This window comes from Collimonas sp. GW821-FHT02H07, from assembly GCF_059421505.1.
The window spans coordinates 123,300-142,803 of the sequence record NZ_JBWKVC010000012.1 but is presented as its reverse complement, the minus strand read 5'-3'; the positions used below and the strand labels follow the sequence as shown (position 1 = coordinate 142,803).

General features: G+C 59.9%; 18 protein-coding genes and 1 pseudogene. 8 read left to right on the top strand and 11 right to left on the bottom strand.

Annotation, left to right across the window (positions count from 1 at the left end):
• Window position 1 precedes the first annotated feature (1 nt).
• The 5 genes from AC07V8_RS18655 to AC07V8_RS18635 form a co-directional block, all read right to left on the bottom strand.
• Window positions 2-946 carry an AraC family transcriptional regulator gene (locus AC07V8_RS18655; protein WP_494679825.1) on the bottom strand — a complete coding sequence of 315 codons (945 nt, stop codon included), beginning with the start codon at window positions 944-946 and terminating at the stop codon, window positions 2-4.
• Window positions 930-2,375 (bottom strand): aldehyde dehydrogenase family protein, encoded by a 1,446-nt coding sequence (locus AC07V8_RS18650; protein WP_494679824.1) that lies wholly within the window; start codon window positions 2,373-2,375, stop codon window positions 930-932. The genes AC07V8_RS18655 and AC07V8_RS18650 overlap by 17 nt, the downstream gene beginning before the upstream one ends.
• 202 nt (window positions 2,376-2,577) lie before the next feature.
• A complete protein-coding gene (locus AC07V8_RS18645) occupies window positions 2,578-3,858 on the bottom strand; it encodes a TRAP transporter large permease (protein WP_494679823.1) in 1,281 nt (426 codons plus the stop codon).
• A complete protein-coding gene (locus tag AC07V8_RS18640; protein WP_494679822.1) occupies window positions 3,849-4,409 on the bottom strand; it encodes a TRAP transporter small permease in 561 nt (186 codons plus the stop codon). The genes AC07V8_RS18645 and AC07V8_RS18640 overlap by 10 nt, the downstream gene beginning before the upstream one ends.
• A gap of 31 nt (window positions 4,410-4,440) precedes the next feature.
• Complete coding sequence (locus tag AC07V8_RS18635) at window positions 4,441-5,415, bottom strand: TRAP transporter substrate-binding protein (protein ID WP_494679821.1); 975 nt, start codon at window positions 5,413-5,415, stop codon at window positions 4,441-4,443.
• Between the two features lie 706 nt (window positions 5,416-6,121).
• Here AC07V8_RS18635 and AC07V8_RS18630 point away from each other — a divergent pair.
• Window positions 6,122-7,942, top strand: coding sequence for a phospholipase D-like domain-containing protein (locus tag AC07V8_RS18630; RefSeq protein WP_494679820.1), 1,821 nt, complete (start codon window positions 6,122-6,124; stop codon window positions 7,940-7,942).
• A 65-nt stretch (window positions 7,943-8,007) separates the two neighbouring features.
• Window positions 8,008-8,388 (top strand): tautomerase family protein, encoded by a 381-nt coding sequence (locus AC07V8_RS18625; RefSeq protein WP_494679819.1) that lies wholly within the window; start codon window positions 8,008-8,010, stop codon window positions 8,386-8,388.
• An 88-nt stretch (window positions 8,389-8,476) separates the two neighbouring features.
• On the opposite strand, the gene AC07V8_RS18620 is transcribed toward AC07V8_RS18625, so the two are convergent.
• Both AC07V8_RS18620 and AC07V8_RS18615 read right to left on the bottom strand, forming a co-directional pair.
• Window positions 8,477-9,730: a hypothetical protein gene (locus AC07V8_RS18620; RefSeq protein WP_494679818.1), complete on the bottom strand. Its 1,254-nt coding sequence runs from the start codon at window positions 9,728-9,730 to the stop codon at window positions 8,477-8,479.
• A 210-nt stretch (window positions 9,731-9,940) separates the two neighbouring features.
• On the bottom strand, window positions 9,941-11,095 hold the full coding sequence (locus AC07V8_RS18615; RefSeq protein ID WP_494679817.1) for a tyrosine-type recombinase/integrase: 1,155 nt from the start codon (window positions 11,093-11,095) through the stop codon (window positions 9,941-9,943).
• A gap of 278 nt (window positions 11,096-11,373) precedes the next feature.
• On the opposite strand from AC07V8_RS18615, the gene AC07V8_RS18610 reads away from it, so the two are divergent.
• Window positions 11,374-12,255 (top strand): DNA-binding protein, encoded by an 882-nt coding sequence (locus AC07V8_RS18610; protein WP_494679816.1) that lies wholly within the window; start codon window positions 11,374-11,376, stop codon window positions 12,253-12,255.
• A 45-nt stretch (window positions 12,256-12,300) separates the two neighbouring features.
• Here AC07V8_RS18610 and AC07V8_RS18605 read toward each other — a convergent pair whose 3' ends face one another.
• A complete protein-coding gene (locus tag AC07V8_RS18605; protein ID WP_494679815.1) occupies window positions 12,301-12,924 on the bottom strand; it encodes an acylphosphatase in 624 nt (207 codons plus the stop codon).
• Between AC07V8_RS18605 and AC07V8_RS18600 the strand changes: the two genes are divergently transcribed.
• From AC07V8_RS18600 to AC07V8_RS18580, 5 genes and pseudogenes are all read left to right on the top strand, one after another.
• Complete coding sequence (locus AC07V8_RS18600; protein WP_494679814.1) at window positions 12,821-13,111, top strand: ArsR/SmtB family transcription factor; 291 nt, start codon at window positions 12,821-12,823, stop codon at window positions 13,109-13,111. The genes AC07V8_RS18605 and AC07V8_RS18600 overlap by 104 nt on opposite strands.
• Entirely contained in the window at window positions 13,108-13,515 is a 408-nt protein-coding gene (locus AC07V8_RS18595; protein ID WP_494679813.1) for an SRPBCC family protein, read from the top strand. Before AC07V8_RS18600 ends, AC07V8_RS18595 begins: the two co-directional genes overlap by 4 nt.
• Window positions 13,512-14,066: a cytochrome b gene (locus AC07V8_RS18590; RefSeq protein ID WP_494679812.1), complete on the top strand. Its 555-nt coding sequence runs from the start codon at window positions 13,512-13,514 to the stop codon at window positions 14,064-14,066. Before AC07V8_RS18595 ends, AC07V8_RS18590 begins: the two co-directional genes overlap by 4 nt.
• 56 nt (window positions 14,067-14,122) lie before the next feature.
• On the top strand, window positions 14,123-14,542 hold the full coding sequence (locus AC07V8_RS18585) for a DUF1801 domain-containing protein (protein ID WP_494679811.1): 420 nt from the start codon (window positions 14,123-14,125) through the stop codon (window positions 14,540-14,542).
• A 111-nt stretch (window positions 14,543-14,653) separates the two neighbouring features.
• Window positions 14,654-14,985 (top strand): annotated as a pseudogene (locus AC07V8_RS18580) (VOC family protein); the annotation flags it as partial.
• 39 nt (window positions 14,986-15,024) lie between these two features.
• Here the strand turns inward: AC07V8_RS18580 and AC07V8_RS18575 are convergent.
• From AC07V8_RS18575 to AC07V8_RS18565, 3 genes are all read right to left on the bottom strand, one after another.
• Entirely contained in the window at window positions 15,025-15,405 is a 381-nt protein-coding gene (locus tag AC07V8_RS18575) for a DUF427 domain-containing protein (RefSeq protein WP_494679810.1), read from the bottom strand.
• 321 nt (window positions 15,406-15,726) lie between these two features.
• Window positions 15,727-18,195 (bottom strand): phosphocholine-specific phospholipase C, encoded by a 2,469-nt coding sequence (locus AC07V8_RS18570; RefSeq protein WP_494679809.1) that lies wholly within the window; start codon window positions 18,193-18,195, stop codon window positions 15,727-15,729.
• 215 nt (window positions 18,196-18,410) lie between these two features.
• A complete protein-coding gene (locus AC07V8_RS18565) occupies window positions 18,411-19,445 on the bottom strand; it encodes an AraC family transcriptional regulator (RefSeq protein ID WP_494679808.1) in 1,035 nt (344 codons plus the stop codon).
• Window positions 19,446-19,504 lie beyond the last annotated feature (59 nt).

Below are 19,504 nucleotides of genomic sequence, written 5' to 3'. Positions count from 1 at the left end.
ACTATTGGTCCAGCTCATGATGCTTCAGGTACTCCATGTCTTGCAACGGCGAGGCGCCGAACAGCCTGCGATATTCCCGGCTGAACTGCGACGGGCTTTCATAGCCCACCTTGAAAGCGACGGTGGCGGCTTCGATGTTGCCGCCCAGGAGCAGCTTGCGCGCTTCCAGCAAGCGCACCTGCTTTTGATATTGCAGGGGACTCATCACGGTGATGGCCTTGAAACGGTGATGCAGATTGGACACGCTCATGCTGACCGCCTTGGCCAGTTGCTCGATGTGCATCGGTTCGGCGTAGTTGGTCTTGATCCAATGGATTGCCTGGTTGACGCCTTTTTCCTGATGGTGGGCCAGCACCGTCTGCCCCAGCAGGCCGCCATCCCTGGCGCTGATGAGGCGATACAGGATTTCTTGCTTGACCAGCGGCGCCAGGACGGCCAGGTCGCGGGGTTTCTTCAGCAGCCTTGCCAGCCGCAGGAAGGCATCCTGCAACTCGGCATCCGCGGCTTCCACATAAGCGGCGGCTCGCGGCTGGGCATTTTTGGGAACCGCAAGCTTGTGTTCAATGATCTGCGCTGCAATTTCCTGGGCATCCAACGCAATCCTTACCCCCAGATAGGGCTCGGCAAGCGAGGCCTCCGAGACCTGGCCGGAAACCGGCATATCGATGGCGGAAAGCACATAGCTGCCGCGCCCGTAGTGCCAGATCTCGCTGCCGATGAGGACCTTTTTCTTCCCTTGCAGCACCAGGCACATGGAGGGCTCCAGCATGCCCCTGGTGAGTTCGGTCGGACGGGTGAAGCGGATGAACGAGAGATACGGCAGCACGGTGCGCACATCCCGCTGGGTCTCGGGAATACCTTCGAAATGGCTGAGCGCTTCGTCCCGCAGGAGATCCAGCGGGCCGAACGGGAATCCCGGGTTGCCGCCGCTATTGTGCATTGTCATTGCTGATTTCACCGTGTCCCATGACGGCTTTGGGTTCCAGATAGGCCTCCAGTCCATAGCGGCCAAACTCGCGGCCGATGCCGGACTGCTTGAAGCCGCCGAACGGCGCGCGCGGTTCATCGTACATGCCGTTGATGAACACCCGGCCGGCGACGATCTGGGCAGCCACCCGGTTCGCCCGTTCGAGGTCGGACGAACTGACGAACGCATGCAAGCCATAAATCGTATCGTTTGCCATCTCGATGGCTTCGGCCTCGGTTTTATAGCTCAGGATCACCAGCACCGGTCCGAAAATTTCTTCTTTCGCAATCCGCATATCCATGATGACGTTGGCGAACACGGTAGGCCGCACAAAATAACCGTGCTCGAGACCGGCCGGATGGCCGGCGCCGCCGGTCAGCAGTTGCGCGCCCTCTTCTACCCCCAAGTGGATGTAGCGCTGCACCCGATCATACTGCGTTTGCGTCACCATTGGCCCGATCGCCGTGGCGCTATCGCGCGGATCGCCTACCTGCAAAGCCTGCATCGCTTCTTTCACCAGACGCTTGACTTCATCGAGACGGCTTTCCGGCACGATCAGGCGCGTCCCGGCCATGCAAGCCTGGCCGCTATTGACCGTCGCCGCTGCCACTGCGAGCGGAATGGCTTTTTCAAGATCGGCATCGTCCAGGATCAGGTTCGGAGATTTGCCGCCGAGCTCCAGCGTGACTCGCTTCATGGTGTCCACCGCGCCGCGGGCGATGGTTTTCCCGACTACCGTGGATCCTGTGAATGAAATCTTTGCAATGTCGGGATGACGGGTCATCTCTGCGCCTACCGTCGCCCCGCGCCCGGTCACGATATTGATGACACCAGGCGGCAATTCGGCCGCATGCAGGCACTCGGTCAGCAGCTGGGTCTGGAGAGCGCTCAGCTCGCTGGGCTTGATGACTGCAGTGCTGCCGGCAGCAACCGCCATCGCCAGTTTGCTGCAGATGAAGCTGTAGTTGGCGTTCCAGGGCGTGATCAGGCCGACCACGCCCAAGGGTTCCAGCACGACTTTCGAGATGCCGACATGCTGGACGAACTCGAAAGTCTTCAGCAGCTCTCTAGCCTGGAGAAAGCTGTCGGCCGCGCGCTGCGTGCTCGCCTTGCTGATCCGCAGCGGACCGCCGTATTCTTCAATCATGACGTCCAGGAGTTCATCCGAGCGCGCCGCCACGGCGTCGTGCAGGCGCTGCAGATACGCCATGCGCTGCTCTTTGCTGGTGCGCGAAAAGCGCTGGTAGGCGGCTTTTGCCGCAGCGATCGCTGCTTGCGCATCCTGCTCGTCCGCCAGCGTAACCCGGGCGATGGCCGCCCGGGTCGACGGATTGACGAGTTCAAGCACTTCCTTGCCGTGAGGTTTAATGAAGCTGCCGTTGATGTAAATGTGGTCTACCGTTTTCATGAATCTCTCCTGATGAGTGAAAGCTTGACTTCATCTTAGGCGGGAGGCCGGAAAACGGGGTAGATCAATGCTGTTGAAGGATTGCCTGATCCTGCCGAAATTGAAAAATCTCCTGGCTCTAGAATTGCTATCAAAAAGACAATATATGTCCAGGCCCTGGGCGACCATTCTTGCGTCGCAATACACATTACGCTAAATAACGCTAATTCAGCAAAGCTGGAATCCACAGCGAAAACCCGGGCACGAAGGTCACCAGCAGCAAGGTAAGCAACAGCGCCAGGTAAAACGGCCAGATGGTGCGCATGATCTGCCCCATGCGGATGCCGCCGATAGTGCAGCCGATGATCTGCGCCGCGCCGATAGGCGGGGCGTTCAATCCCAGCGAACAGTTAATCAGCAACATCATGCCGAACTGCACCGGCCCCATGCCGAAATGCTGGCAGATGGGCAGGAAAATCGGCGTGCAGATCAGGATGTGCGCAGCCATGTCGAGGAACGTCCCGAACAGCAGCAAGGCCAGGTTGATCAGCAGGAAAATCACGATCGGATTGCTGCTCACCGCCATCAGCGCCTCGCCGACCGTGTCGGCCACGCTGTACAGGCTGATCAGGTAGCCGAAGGCGGAGGAAATGCTGATCAGCATCAGGATCACGCCGGTGGTCTTGACCGACTTGACTGCCGCTTTCAAAAAATCTTCCCAGCTCAGGCTGCGGTACACCAGGGTGGTCAGCAGCAGCGCATAAAACACGGCGATGGCGGCGGATTCCGTGGCCGTGAAGATGCCCGAAGTGATGCCGGCGATGATGATCACCACCACCATCAGCCCCGGCACCGCGCGCAAGACGCTGTGCAAGGCCACCCGCCAGCCGAGGAAGATGCCGGCGGGATAGCCGCGATGCACCGCCACCAGGTAGGCGACGGCGAGGTTGGCCAGGGTCAGGATGGCGGCCGGCAGCAGTCCGGCCAGGATCAGGGTGGTGATGGAAACCCCGCCGCCGGCCACCAGGGCATAGATGATGATGTTGTGCGAAGTCGGCATCAGCACCCCCACCAGCGAGGAATGGGTGGTGACGTTGACCGCATAGTCGGTATCGTAGTTCTCCCGCTTCATCATCGGAATCATGACCGCTCCCATGGCCGAGATATCCGCCACCGGCGAGCCGGAAACCCCGCCGAACAAGGTGCAGGCCAGCACATTGGTCATGCCCAGGCCGCCGCGGATATGGCCGACCACGCCGCGCGCGCACTGGATGATGCGGTCGGCGATGCCGCCGTACAGCATCAGTTCGCCGGCAAAGATGAAGAAAGGAATGGTGAGGAAGGAAAACACGCTCATGCCGGCGATCATGCGCTGGAAAATCACGGCGATCGGCAAGCCTTCATAGAAGATGGCGGCAATCGCCGACAGTCCGATGGAAAACGAGATGGGTACGCCCAGCAGCAGCAATGCCAGGAAACTGACGGACAGCAGGGTCAATGCCATGATGGGAGTACCTTTGTATGTTGCAGCAAGGCGATGATGTGTTCAACCGAAAACAGGACGATCAGGCAGCCGGACAGCATCAGCGGCCAGTAGGTCAAGCCTTGGGAAAGCCCGAGGTTGGGAATCATGTAGTCCATGATCTGGCGGCCCAGGATCCAGCCGTTCCAGATCATCAGCAGCGCGAACACGATGACCAGCAGATGGATGCCTATCTTCAGCACCACCCTCGCCTTCGGCGGCAAGGCGCCGGTCAGCAGTTCGACGCCCATGTGGCGGTCGTCGCGCACGCAGACGGCGACGCCGATATTGGTCACGTACAGCACCATCAGCAGAGCGAAAGCCTCGGTCCACGAAGGGCTGCTGTTGAGGACGTAGCGCCCGAAGATCTGGCCGAACACGGCCAGCGCGATCAGGATCAGGCCGGCTACCGCCAGCCTCATGCACATCAGCGAAAGCCAGGCGTTGCAGCGGGTAAGAAAGGTAAAAGGCGGCAGCAAGGCGGTCGCCACCTTGCCGTCAATGGCATCCGCCGGGATATTGGCGTTGGTCATAAGCGGTTCCTGGATGGTTTGGAGGGCGCGCTTATTGCGTATCCTGCATGCGCTTGAGCAAGTCTTTCATGTTCGGCGTGGTGACGAATTTGGCATACACCGGCGCCATGCTGGCCTGGAATTCAGCCTTGTTGGCGGCGGCGATATGCACCCCGGCCTTTTCAGCAATGGCGCGCGAGGAAATTTCCTGCGCGTCCCACAGCTTGCGCATGTAAGGCACGGACGCCTTGGCGCTTTGCCGTATCATTTTCTGGTCGTCGGGCGACAGCTTGTCGAAGATCACTTTCGACACCAGCAGTATTTCCGGCGTCATGTCATGCTCGTCCAGCAGCACGTATGGGGCAATTTCGAAGTGATGGGCGGTCTGGTAAGTCGGCCAGTTGTTTTCGGCGCCGTCGACGATGCCGCTCTTGATGCCGGTGTAGACCTCGGAAGTCGCCATCGGCGTCGCATTGGCGTGCAGGGCCTGCAGCATGGCCACCGACAATTCCGACTGCGGCACGCGGATCTTCATGCCTTTCATATCAGCCAGGTTCCTGACCAGCTTCTTGGTATAGAAAAAGCGCGCGCCGGAGTCGTAGAACGCCAGGCCGACCAGGCCGTGGGCCTCGCAGGAACGCAGGATTTCATCGCCGATCGGGCCGTCCAGCACATGCCGCATATGTTCTTTGCTGCGGAACACGAACGGCAAGGACGGCAGCATCGTTTCCGGACAGATGGCGTTGAGCACGCTGGCATGGGTACGGGTAAATTCAATCGCCCCCAGCTTGACCTGCTCGACGGTGTCCGGCTCGCTGCCCAATTGGCTGTTCGGATACACCTTGATGCTGTATTTGCCCTGGCTGCGCTGCTTCATCAGGTCGGACATGTAATTGACGGCGGCAACGGTCGGATAATCGGCCGGCTGGACATCGGCGTCGCGAAACTCCCTGGCATGGCCCGGCACGGCGCTCAGCGCCAGCGACGCCACACAGGCGGCGCACAGCGCGGAAATAGCTTGCTTCATTGGTTTGTCTCCTGATTTTTATGTATTCACAACCGCTAGCTGATTCATGGCAAAGACGATTTAGTGATACGTTATCGTACAACGTTAATTTCAACGATGCAATCACTTAAATAGTGGCATCGCCGATTGCATAAATTCCCATCAGGACAAAGTCAGAGATACTTGACAGGAAATGTCCAAAGGCCAAAGTCGCAATTCTACTTGTATGACGTCGCATAACATTGATGCTATTTATTTTGCATCGCGGAAAGACCTGGCATCCATCATTTCGCCATGAGCCGGTGTTCTTTCGTCACTGGCCATACGCCCGAACGGCTGCTGAGATGGCAAACAATCTTCAAGTGAAATATTAAAAGTAAAATATCATCATCGGAATATAAATGAATTAAATCATATAGTTATATATCATATTTAATAAATCACATTAATATCACCGGCAGCCCACTGCTGCCCTGCCCGGGGCTCGGCCAGACAGGACAACCACCCGCCTGCAGCCTGGGCGCACCGCCCCGGCAACGACTTGTCATCGATTCGAATCGCCGGATCGATGCAAGTCATTGCACTGTAATAATCCCCCGTTAATATTTTTCAATTCTTTTTGAATTTTGAATTGAGTGGAAGGCAACACGCAGAAACTCATCCGTCATCAAACGTGGTGCTTGCGGCGCCCGCTCATCAGGTGCTCAACTGAACCAGGAGAGTCGCAATGGCGTCTGTCACAGAGCAATCGAAGCTGCTGTCCGTTACCGCGCACGTCGGGGATTGCAAGACCCTGCTGGCATTCGATCTTTTCGATGCGCAAAGCGCCGTCAAGCTGGCGGGTTTCACCATCCAGTGCCAGCCCGAAGGCCTGCCGCCCTATTATCTGTACAACACCCTGCAGTTCGAGACCCCCGCCAGCCATGCCCAGGATCCGAAGGAACCGCCGAATTCAAGCGTGAACGCGCCGGTGCACAAGTTCCGCTGGCTGCATGTGCCGGGCTCCAATCATCAGGGCACGGATCCGTTCTTCGGCGAGTACACCTATACCGTTACCCCGCGCTATTTTGACGACAAGCAGTCGCTGACCGCTCTCGACCCCGCGCAGGGAGTCGCGCTCAAGGTCTATGTGGGGCCGTTTGCAAAGAACAAGTTCAAGCTCGGCTTTACGCGCGGCTACACGCAGTCGCAGGCGTTTACCCACCATTTCGGCGTCAACGCCCTGATCCGCCCGAAGAGCGATGAACTGCTGTTCGATACCGCGCAGGTGTCCGGCAGCGATCCCTCCGGCGCGCAGTACACCTTTGCCGATGAATACGCCTGGCTGGGACTGACGGCGCGCGCGCAGATTTTTGCGCTGCTCAACGAGGTGCTGCAGGATCCGTCGCAATATCTCGATGTGTTTGCCTACGACCTCAACGAACCGGACATCTGCAAGATCCTGCTCGAGCTGGCCAGGCAAGGCCGCGTGCGCATCATCCTGGACAATGCGGCGCTTCATCACTCGGCGGCAAAGCCAGCGCCCGAGGACGAATTCGAGACGCAGTTCCGGGCGCTCGCCAAAAGCCCCGCCGACATCCTGCGCGGCCATTTCAAGCGCTATGCCCATGACAAGGTGTTCGTCAGCTTCAACAAGGACAGCGCACTGAAGGTGCTGACCGGCTCGACCAATTTTTCGGTCACCGGCCTGTACGTCAATTCCAACCATGTGCTGGTGTTCGACGACCCCGTCGTCGCCGCCGAATACGGGCAGTTGTTCGAAACGGTATGGCAAGGCGGCGTCAAGCTCGCGCCCTACCTGCAATCGCCGCTTTCTTCGGCCACCTTCTCGGTGCCCCAGGGCGCATCGCCCGAGGCCGACATCACTTTCGCCCCGCATACGGCCGAGTTCGTCACCAAGAATCTCGGCGATATCGCCACCCGCATCCAGCAGGAAGGGTCGAAATCGGCAAAACAGGCCAGCGTGCTGTTCGCCGTCATGGAAATCGACAACGGCACCAGCCCGGTCTACACCGCCTTGAAGAACCTGCACGCCGATGAACATATCTTCAGCTACGGCATTTCGGACAGCAGCAGCGGCATCGCGCTGTATGCGCCGGGCAAGAAGACCGGCGTGCTGGTGACCGGCAAGCCGGGAAAGACGATTCTGCCGCCGCCGTTCGACCAGGTCCGCAGCATCGGCGGCATCGGCCACCAGATCCATCACAAGTTCGTGGTATGCGACTTCAACGGCAGCGATCCTGTGGTTTACTGCGGCTCGTCCAACCTCGCCCTGGGCGGCGAGCAGGCCAATGGCGACAACCTGCTGGCGATCTACGATGGCGACGTCGCCACGGCGTTCGCGATAGAAGCGGTGGGATTGGTCGACCATTTCCAGTTCCTGGACCGGATGGCTAGCGTAGCGCCGCCGGCAGCGGCTAAAATGCCTGTATCCAAGCAACAGGCTGCGGTTGCCGCAGGCTGGTTCTTGTCTACCACGGATAACTGGGCCCAGCCCTATTTCAATCCTGACGATTTTCACTACACCGACCGTTTGCTGTTTGCCTGAGCAAACCGCGGGAGCGGCGGCTGTAGCGGCGTGGCCAGGATACATAACCCTTTCAAGGAGTCCGCATGCCGCTCGTCACAATCACTGTCCGCAAACCGAAATCCGCTGAATTCAAGGCCGGCATTCTCGATGCAGTACACGCCGCGCTGGTTGCAAGCGGCGTGCCGGCGACCGATAAATTCCAGCGCGTCCTGGAACTCGACGCCGAGGACTTCCGCTACGATCCCGGCTATCCGGACCTGACATCGGCGCGTGGCGATAATTTCGTCCTGATCGAAATCCTCTGGTCGGTCGGCCGCAGCGTCAAGATCAAGCGCAAGCTGCTGGAAGAGCTCATGGCCACCCTGTCCGGCCAGGGCTTGGACACCGAAGCAGTGATGGTGTGTTTCAAGGAAACCACCTGGGAAAACTGGTCGTTTGGCGGCGGCCGCCTGATTCACGTGTAACTGGCTGCCCCCGGCAGGTCCGGCAGACCCGCGGGCAGGCAGCTCGCCGGAATGCCCGGCGCTTAGTCTGCCTGCTCAGCGCACGTGGTCAACTGCCGCTAGCTTGCGCGGGTTTGACATAGTGCCGGTTTTTCACCCACAGGAAACGCGAAAACTGGTCGATCCGGCCAGTCGCCTTGCCGACGGTGAAGTCCGCGGCAACCATGTTCTGATACTGCTGCGGCAAAAACTCGGCCAGGAACAGGTAGCCGCTTCTGACGGTGGTGGTCGGGGCGCTGTTGCCGGCGCCGTCGCTGCCATTGATTCTTCCCGCATAATCCTGCGGCCCGCGCGTCACCACATCCACAAAGGTATTGGCGAACCTGGTCATCTCCGCGCTGGTGATTGCGTAGCGGCCAGTGACATAGGCGCGGTAGAAACCGGCGATGTCGAGACTGCCGTGGTTGTTGTCTTCGCCGCTTTTGTCGGGCAAGGTATAGCCCCAGTCATAGACATCGCTGCCCTTCTTGCTCTTGTACGAAGTCACGCCTGTCGCAAAAAAGGAGGCAATGCTGGCGCTGACAATGGCATTGTATCTGGCGGCGCGGGATGGGTCGTCGCCGAGGATCTCGTGGCAGGCGGCCAGGTTCTGCAAGGCGTAGTTGAACATCATCTGCTGGTTCCATGGCACCGGCAGGCCCGACTTGTACGGCGATGCGCTGGAAAAATAATACAGATTATTGTGGCTCAGGTTGAGCAGGGATTTGAAAATGTGGCGGTCCAGGCTGTAGTCTGCTTCCGTCACATATTTTTTTGCCCGGCTGTAGTAGTCGGCGCCGTAGTTTTTCGGATCGCCGCTGCCGACCTTCAGGTGCCAGATCGACGGCGTGGCCAGGATCAGCCTGGCGCAATAGCCGAGATGCCCGACCGGGTCGCCCTGCTCGCCACCGGTGCCGATCGGCGCCGTTGTCACATCGTTGGGCCAGACCGGATCTATCCTGCCGGTCCAGATCTTATGCTGGCCGACCGGCGCCGGCGCCAGATCGTTGCGCTCGGACAGCACGCTGTCGCAAAACACCAGCATCTTGTCGAGGATGGCGCGGTCGCCGTTGATTTCGTAGACCAGTCCCATTGCCTTGGTCTGTTCCCCGCTGGCGCCCTGGGCCCATTGGTTGCCGATGTTGTCCGTCGCCGGAACCAGAGCCTGGATATACGCTTTGAAGGAATTGATCTCCTTGCCGGTGACCGGGCCGCTGAAGCTGTCGACCACCATGCCGGCGCTGGCGGCGGGATTTGCCGTATTACCAGCTACAGGAAAAATCGCGGCGCACGCAAGCAGGCCGGACAGTATATTTTTCAGCATCGATTGTTTTCTCCGATAGTCAGCCCGGATCAGCACGACGCCGGCCAAGGGGCGGTCGTCGCAACCGGACTGGATTCAAGTGGGGTCGGCCGCATTCGGACGGACTCAACAATATTTCCACAATGAAATATTATAGCAATATAAATATTGCTTTATGGAATTTTTGAAGGACTTGATGACAGGAGCCCCTTGCCCCTTGCCCCTTGCCCCTTAGCGCCTGCGGGCGAGCGAGCCCATCAATTCGTCGTGCCGCTCCTTATCGCTCTTATGCAGATAGATCGCGGTGGTAGAAATATTGGCGTGGCCCGCCGTATCCTGCAGCGCCTTCAGCGAGACGTCGTTGTTGGCGTGCATGGTCAGCATGGTGTGCCGCAGCCAGTGCGCGGATGCCTGGCGCAAGGACGAGGCGCTATCCGGTTCGCCGGCCGCTTCGGCCAGGACTGCTGCGGCGGAAAACAAGGACTTCATGGCATTGGCAGCGGCCTCGCCGGTGATCGAGGCCGGCGCCGGTCCACGGCTGGACAACACCAGCGGCGTGGCATCGTCGCGCGCCGCATGGGCCGGCAGTCCGAACGCCATGCGATATTCACGAAACGCCGCCAGCATGTCCGGCGCCACCGGCAGTCTGCGCGGCTTTGCGCCTTTGCCGACGACATCCAGCCACCAGCGCCCTTCTCCCTCGGTATACATCGCGCCCATTCTTGCCCCGGTCAGCTCGGATAGCCTGGCGCCGGTGGTGATATAGGCAAGCAGCAAAAAGCGGTCGCGCGCCCTGGCTTTTATCCTGGCGGGGGATGTTGCGGGCAGTTCATCCATCGCGGCGTATATATAGGCTACGGCCTGCATGCTCAGGTAGCGCGTCACTCTCGCATCGCGCGCCGTCTTGACGTTCTTGACCAGGGCGCCAGCGTTGCGCCGTAGATACCCAGCGTTCTTGGCGAATTCCAGCAAGGCTTTCACCACGCGGAAAGCCTGCCGCATGCTGGGCTCGGAAAGCGGCCCGGAAAACGGCCGCCAGCGCGCATCCTCGCGCGGCCACTTGGTGGCCGAGATCCAGGCCTCCTCCGGTTGCGGGTCTTTCAGGAAAGCCTTGTAGGCGATCAAGTCTTCGATATGCAGCTGGTACAGCATTTTGCCGTGATGCTGGCACCACAGCAGAAAGCGCCCCAGGTCCTTCTTCGTGCTCTTGATCGAATTTTCGGAGAGTTCGCTGCTGTAAAGGAAGGCGCGCGCCAATTCGGAGTCCGAACGCGCCGCCACCAGCGGCTCGGCCTCGCCGCCGCCGGCAAACAGGTCCAGGGTCAGCGCCGGGGCTTTGACGGTCCTGTCCGGCCGCTCCAGGTTTATTACTTCGAAGTGATCCATAAGCCGTTAGCTATTAATTGCTAGCTGTTAGTTGCTAGCTGTTAGTTGCTAGCTGTTAGTTGCTAGCTGTTGCAGCACTCAATAAAGGATGAAAGCGGAATTTTCCGGAGGGATTGGGCAGAATATCACGATATTTCATTTAGTCGAGATTATTAACGTAATCTCGACTAAATATGAATATGCGTAATTTTAATTACTTTTAAATTACGTAATTATTATTACTTTTCTGCGATTTTTTAGTAAAATCCCGGCATCAAGATCCCTTTCAAGGAAAAATCATGTCCGAACGCCAGAATCTCAGCTGGACCGCCTGCGATACGCTCGCCGCCCAAGGCAAAAAGCCCTCCATCGGCCTGGTGCGCGAGTGGACGATTGCCACCACCGGCGCCAAGAAAGGATCCGACGGCGATGTGCAAAAGGATATCAACGAGTGGTATGCCGACCTGCTCAAGCTGAAACGGGACAAGGGCGTCGCCGGACTGCCCGACGCCGTAGCCGCCCTCACCCGCGAGCTATGGCGTTACGCCGTGGAGTCAGCCAACGATACGCTCGCCGCCGAACGCACCGTACTTGCCTGTGAAAAGGCGGAAGCGGAAAAGCTGATCGACCTGGCGCAAGAAGACACCTTGGCCGCGATCGACATCGCCAATGAACTGAAGGGAAAACTGACCATCGCCAATGCCGATCTGCTCGGCCGCGACCAGCAGATCAAGCGCCTGGAGCAGGCATTGGCGGAACAGCGCGCCACGCTGCAGGCAAAAGACGAACGCATCGCCGGCCTGGCCGCCGAACTGAGCCGCAAGGCCGAGGAGCATGCGGGCGGACAGGCCGAACTGGATGGGCTGCGCAAGCACAGCTTGCTGGAAATCGACAGGGCGCGCGCCGAATCCAGGCAATGGAAAGCCGAGTTCACGCGCATCGAGACCGAAAGCAAATCCGCCGCACACGCCTATCGCGAAAAGATATCGACGCTCGACAGCGAATTGTCGGGCGCAAAGGGCCGCCTGGGCGCTGTCGAGGAATCGCTGGCGGCGGCGAACAAGCGCGCGGAAATCGTGGAGACCGAGTTGTCTGCCGCAAAACTGCTAAATGGCGACGCCAGGCCGCGCCTCGGCGGCAGCAAGAAACCTGGCGCAGGCAGGCTTATCCGGCGACGCTGATTTTAAAAATGCGGCCCGGCTCCCGATCTTAAAAGACTCACTGCGTCAGCAAATCTTGAATGCCCCATCTGAGGGCGCCGGCTCTCCAGCATCCTCGACGGTCACATTACGCACCAGAGCGGCGGGCGGACCTCGCCTTGCCCAAAGGATGATGGCCTCAAGCGCCGCCGCTTCGCCATGAACGCAGGCTTCCACTGAGCCGTCCCGGCGATTGCGTACCCAGCCGGAAAGGCCTAGAGCAACCGCCTGGCCGGCAAAGGAAGCGCGATAACCGACACCCTGCACTCGCCCTTCTATCATCAGCCGCTTAGCCATCGCCAGTCTCGCTTTGTCGAATTGAAGTAAATGCCAATTTTGACACGCCTCGTCTTTTTCAGTCGGCGTGCAGCCCGCCCATCCCAAGCCCGGCACGCCGCGCGCGATCCCCTCCTGGATGCGACCCTTGACATCCATAACCATTTGGTTATGATTGATCGTGTGAAGCAGCACTTCACAGAAATCAAAACGAAGTTCGCATAAGCAAGGAATCGCAATGCACGCAGAACCGACGGCTGTTCTAAAAATCTTGTCCGATCCAACCCGGCGTGCAATTTTCGAGCGCTTGAGCAGAGACGGCGAAATGACGGTGCATGCCTTGACCGATCCGTCCGGGGTATCGCAACCCGCCATTTCGAAGCACCTCGGCGCGCTCAAGCTGGCCGGCCTGGTGCGCGGCCGGCGCGACGGACGCGAGACGTATTACAGCGCCGAGCCGAAAGCGCTGGCGCCGCTGATTGACTGGATAGATTTTTATTCAACCTTCTGGAACAGCCGATTTGACCACTTGGAAACCCTACTGAAAAGGATGGACCAATGATGCAGACCAACGACACCAAAACGCTGATTGTAGAACGGGAAATGCCGCATTCTCTCGACAAAGTCTGGCGCGCGCTCACGCAGAGTCCTCTCATCGAAGAATGGCTGATGCAGAACGATTTCAAGCCCGTCGTGGGCCACCGTTTCGATCTTCGTGCCGACTGGGGCGTGGTCGAGTGCCTGGTTCTTGCGATCGAGCCGAACAAAGCGTTGTCTTACACATGGGAAGCCCTGGGTCTCAAGAGCGTCGTCTCCTGGACTCTCACCCCGACGGGCACGGGAACCCGCCTGCGCATGGAGCAATCGGGCTTCCGGCCGGATCAGCAGCAGGCCTACGCGGGCGCCAAGTACGGCTGGCAGAAATTCTTCGCAAGTCTCGAAGGAGTGGCAGGAGGCCTTTCGTGAGCCGCGCCCTCGCCTCGCGCTACCAGCCCGTGCTGGTCGCACTGCACTGGCTGCTCGCGCTGATGATCATCGGCCTCCTATGCCTCGGCTTCTTCGTCCTTGCGGATATGCCGAATACCAATCCGAAGAAACTCGACATCCTCGTGTGGCACATGACGGGCGGCATATCCGTGCTCGCATTGATGATCCTGCGCGTCGTCATCCGCATAAGGAGCGCCCGTCCGGCAACGGCGACGACCGGTTCGCCCCTGCTGGACCGGCTGTCCTCCATTGCGCACTACAGCTTGTATTTGATCGTGTTCATGATAATCGCCAGTGGCTGGGCCACCGGGTGGTTCATTCGGAGCGTGTTCCAGCGTCCTGGCGAACTTCTACCCAGCAATTTCGCCATATTCCCCACGTTCCAGATCCATGCGGCTCTTGCAACCTTGCTGGCGATTCTGATCGCAACCCATATCGCGGCCGCGCTCTTCCATCAGTTCGTGTTGAAAGACAGTCTTTTCCGCCGCATGTGGTTCGGGCGACGCACAGTCGTTCCGTCAGAAAAATAGAAAGAAATGCTCACCATCTTGCAACCGAATATATTTGCAATTTTTAGGACAAGAACATGAAAAAAACAGACGCGAGCCAAGATCAGCCTGCATCGGAACTCATCTCCAAAAGAATCGCCGAACTAGGGGACTGGCGCGGGAAAACCCTCGGCAGAATGCGCCAGCTCATCAAGGAAGTGGATCCTGACGTCGTCGAGGAGTGGAAGTGGATGGGCACCCCGGTGTGGGCGCGCGACGGTATCATTTGCACCGGCGAATCCTACAAGGATAAAGTCAAACTTACCTTCATCAAGGGCGCCTCGCTGAAGGATCCGGCTCCCCTCTTTAACTCGAGCCTTGACGGAAATGCACGTCGCGCGATCGACATTTTCGAAGGAGAAGAGGTCGACGAGTCCGCCTTCAAGGCGCTCGTCCGCCAGGCGATTGCGCTCAACAGTTCCAGCAAGTCGAAACCTTCGAAGAAAGCGAAGCCTTAGGAAATTCCGCTATTTAACAAAACAGGTCCGGTATCGGGATCGCAGAGGTATGTTCCGCTGAAGGATACCCCCGGCTGGACCTGCGCAGGCCTACACACTTCAGGAGAATTCATGTTTGACCACGTCAAATTCGGAGTCAGCGACTATGCAGCGAGCAAATCCTTCTTCTTCAAGGCGCGCTCGAACCGCTCGGCGTAGCTGTTGCCGCAGAGGGGCCGCCGGCGTACGGTGTCGAACTTAGCCCAAAGGGTAAGGCTTCATTATGCCTGTACCAAACCGAAGAGAGGCCGGCGCATCTCCACTTGGCGTTCACGGCCGATAATCACCGGCAAGTCGAAGCTTTCTATCGCACGGCTCTGGAGGCGGGCGGCAAAGACAACGGCGCACCTGGCCTGCGCCCGCACTACCACGCGAACTACTATGCAGCTTTTGTCATTGGTCCGAGTAGAGTCTTCGCTGGCACACATAAAGCAATCGCAGCGTCAGTCCTGGCGCTCCTCTGTCGAATCAACCCGCCCCGGATAAAAAGCCAGGTAATTCTTGATCCCCTTGACTGCCGCATAGGGAGCCTCGTAAGACCACACGGCATTGACCGAGCGCTCGCCGCCGGATGGGATGCTGTAGTAAACGCAGTCGCCCTTGTAAGGACAGTAGGTAGCGTGCTCCGTCCGTTCCAGCAGCGCCATGTCGACATCCTCGCGCGGAATGTACTGGACGGCGGGATAAGCCGCCTCTTGCAGCCTCAAGGCCTTGTGCGTATCGGCAATGACGCGGCCGCCGACGGTGACGACGACGCGCGCCGCGTTGGGCGTAATCGTGATGGGATGATCGGGACCAGGAATTTTGACAGCCTTGGACATCATGACTTTTCCTTTTGCGTTACGGATTCGAAACCTTGCGCCGTCGCCGGCTCATCAACCTCGCTGGCTGCCTGCGTGATTGAGAGAATACTAGGAATCCAATAAACGCGCCGGCGCGGCAAAGCAGGCTCATCGCCTCTGGCAATACGGCTTGACGGCGGAGCGGGCTGAGGCCCCTGCGCCTTCCACCCAGGCGACAGGCTGCATTGTTTGCGCAGATGGGGCAAGGCGGCAAGCTGACCGACCGCTTCGGAGTGCAATGGATGTTCAACTGCACGGACCGGACAGCGCGCTGACCGGTCCGCCGCTCAATACCGGGCAGCCTCAGGCAGTGACGGTAAACACCACCGGCCCTGCCAGTTGCTCGGCATAGCCGTCGTTGGCGAGGAACCAGGCCTTGTAGGATCCGGCCGCCAGTCCCTGGGTCTTCAGCGTCGCCTGGCCGCCAAGCGCCGCCGCGTATTCATACACGCTATAAGTCTTGTAGCCGGCCTGGTCGGGAACGGTGCTGGAAACAGGGAACACGCCGATCCAGTTGCGCGGATTCTGCTTCTGCAGCGCGGTGTTGTAGTTGAATGCGATCGTGCTGCCCTGGCGTACGACTGGCGTCGGCGTCGACAAGGTCGAAGGCGCGATGACGCCGATCTGCGGATCCGTCCAGCTGCGGGCGGCGCTCTCGACGTGGCCGGCGATGCGGCGCAGGAAGCCGGCATCGGAGTCTGCCGTCACGCTGAAGTCATACCAGCCTTTGGCCGCGGCCAGCGGCACCATCAGGCGCAGAGACCTGCCGGCCTCGACCCGATACGGCGCCACAAAGCCGCGCGACGGCCCGGCATTGGCGCTCACCGTGAAGGTGCAAGCCTTGGCGCCCGCCTCGTTGGACAAGATCAGGACGATGGCGTGGCGCTCATAGTCGTCGCGCACCAGGATTTCCGGCCTTGCCGCGGCGGCGCTGCCGGCAGCCGCAAAGCTGCCTTTTATTTCCCTGAAAAAGCCGTTCGGGCCATGCACCCGCAATTCATATTGATCTGTGCTCCAGTTGCCGAGCTTGACGTCGCGCAGCGCTTTCCCTGCTTCCACCGCGTAATGCCACGGTCCGTCCTGGCGCAGATTCGAATAGGCGATGAAAGCGGCGCCGGCCTTGCCGGTATTGCCCAGGCTTAGCGTCAGTTCACGATGGCCGGACTGGGCGGCGGCACGGGCGTCGACATGGAACTGGTACGGCAAGCGGCAAGCCGGGCGCGGTTCGCGGTTCGACTCTTGCAGCGGAAAAGTCTGCTGCGCCGGCGGCGTGGCGCTGACCGGCGAATCGACCTTCTGGTAAGGCGGCGCCGGCGTGATCTGCGGCCAGGCTTTGTTGGGCGTCTTGAAGTCGAAGGCGGACGTGAGGTCGCCGCACACCGCGCGGCGCCATGGCGAGATATTCTTGCAAGTGACCTTGTCGCGATCCAGCCCCTTGCCTGTCGACAGCCATTCCTCCAGGAAGCGCAGCACCGAAGTATGGTCGAACAACTGGGAACAGACCCGGCCGCCGCGGCTCCACGGCGAAATCACCAGCATCGGCACGCGCGGCCCCAGGCCCTTCGGCTGCTGCTGGTAAACCTCGCCGATGCTCGGGTCGGCCAGGGTGGTCATGCCCTTGTCGGCGCTCAGCGGCGGCACATTGGACGGCATGTGATCGAAGAAACCGTCGTTTTCATCATAGTTGATCAGGAACACGGTTTTCGACCAGACCTCCGGATTGCTGGCCAGCGCACCCAGCAGCCTGGATGCGATGTCTTCGCCGGCATTGGGCGAAGCTTCCGGATGTTCGCAATATTCGTAAGGCGCAAAAATCCATGAAACCTGCGGCAAGGCGGTCTTGCCGTCGACGCCGTCGATATCGCGCTTGAACGCCTTGATCAGCAGATCGCCCTTGGTGCCGGCGGTATTGCCCTGGTTGGAGCCGTCTGCCAGCGCCCTGCCGTTGATATATAAAGACGAGCTGGTGCTGAGGCGGCTGCCGTCGCTGTTGACGCGGAAGTTCCTGAAGTAGGCCAGGTAGTTGTCGCCGTAGTTGTCGAACTCCTGGTAAGCCTTCCAGCTGACGCCATTGGCTTGCAATACTTCCGCGTAAGTCTTCCAGTTCGGCGCGGCGGCGGTGGTAGCGGCGCTGATGTCGTCGTTGTTGAGGTCGCCGTTATAGATAGGGTTGGCGTTATACAGGTTGCCGTCGTTCAGGCCGGTGATATTCTCGCCGGCAGTGCCGGACAGGGCATAGAAGCGGTTGGGATCGGTCGGGCCGAAAATCGAGCAGTGATAAGCGTCGCAGATGGTGAATGCGTCCGCCACCGCGTAGTAGAACGGCAGGTCGCCGCGGTCGAAATAGCCCATGGTGTAGGCCGTCTTCTTGGGCACCCAGGCATCCCAGTTCTTCCAGCTATCCTCTGAGCCTTTCCAGCTGTGGTTCAGGCCGACGCGCGTGGCATTGGTGCCCTTCGCATCGAAATGATAAGGCAGCACATAGGCGCCGCCGTTCGGCTGGTACCACACCGACTGCCCGCTGGGCAGCGAGATGGCGCGCGGATCGCCGAAGCCGCGCACGCCGGCCAGCTTGCCGAAGTAATGATCGAAAGAGCGGTTTTCCTGCATGAAAATCACGACGTGCTCGACGTCTGCAATGGTGCCGGTCTTGCAGTTGGCGGGGACGGCCAGCGCTTGCCGGATGGTGTCGGGAAAGACGCCTGCGGCTGCCGCGGCGGCGGCCGTTTTTGCCGTCAAGGCCAGGAAATCACGCCTGCTCTTTTGTGTCATGTGCTTATCTCCGGAAAATACATGGTGATGGTTGAATGCGACCGACAGGCTATAGCGCTTATATGACGCCCTCATGACGCTGCGGCATGCCGCGACGCTGGCGCACGACATGCTTGCCAACGTAGCATTCAGGCGGAGGGAAAACTTGTGACGAGGCGACAGGGATCAGCCGCATTGCGTCTGCGGCGCGCACTTTGCGGATCTGGCGGGGATTCTTATGCGGCGGCGGGATTGAGCAAACTCAGCCGGTAAGCATACGGCGCCTGCCCGCTCCAGCGCCGGAATGCGCGGGTAAACGCGCTCTGCTCGGAATAGCCCAGCAACTGGGCGATTTCAGCCAGCTGCAGGCGCGGGTCGGCCAGATAGTCTTCGGCCAGGCGCTGGCGGATACTCTCGCGCAGCTCCCTGAAGTTGATGCCGGCGGCGGCCAGCCGGCGATGCAAGGTGCGCGCCGAAACGTGCAGCTCGTTGGCGACCAGCTCCAGCTCCGGCTGGCCTTCGCGCACCAGGCGGGCGATGCAGCGCCGCACCGCCTGTTCGAAATCGTCGCTGGGCGGCAATTGCGCCAGCAAGTCATCGGCCTGTCGTTCCAGCACATTCAGCAGGACCGTATCGGGCTGCCGCAGCGGCAATGCCAGCAGCGCTTGCGGAAAGCGGATCGAGGTTTCCGGCTGGTCGAACAATACCGGACAGCCGAACCAGGCGAGATATGGCTGGATGTCGGCCGGCGCCGGATTGACGAAGCGGATTTCGGTGGCCACGATGCGGCGGCCGGTGGCGTTGTGGGTCAGTTGCAGCAGCGCCGTGATGGCGCACTCGTCCACCAGCGGTCCGGGACGGCCCTGGTCGACGCCCCATTCCAGCAGCAGGTCGCTGCCCTCCACGCTGCTGCGCATGGGATTGACGTCGTACAGCAGGCGCTGGTATTGCAAGGTGCGGGCCAGCGCCGCGCCGAGGTTGGGGCAAGCCAGCAGCACATAGCCCATCACGCCGAAATGCGCCGGCGTAATAGTTTGGCCCAGATGCAGGCCGAGCAAGGGATCATGCAAGTGTTCGGCGGCGCGTTGCAGCAAGGCGCGCCAAGCCGCCACCGGGTAACGCAGCGAGCCGCGGTCGGCCGCTTCCGGCGCGGCGACGCCCAGCAAGGCGGCCGCAGCCACACCCCGCTTTTCAAGATACTCATACAGCAGCCGCACATAGGTGCTGGGGACCACGCCCCGCGGCGGCTGTTCGGCTATGGTTTGGTGCATGGCGAGAATTGTCAAATAATTGTCTGTCGCGGTCAAGCCTTTCAGCCAGCCCCGGCGCT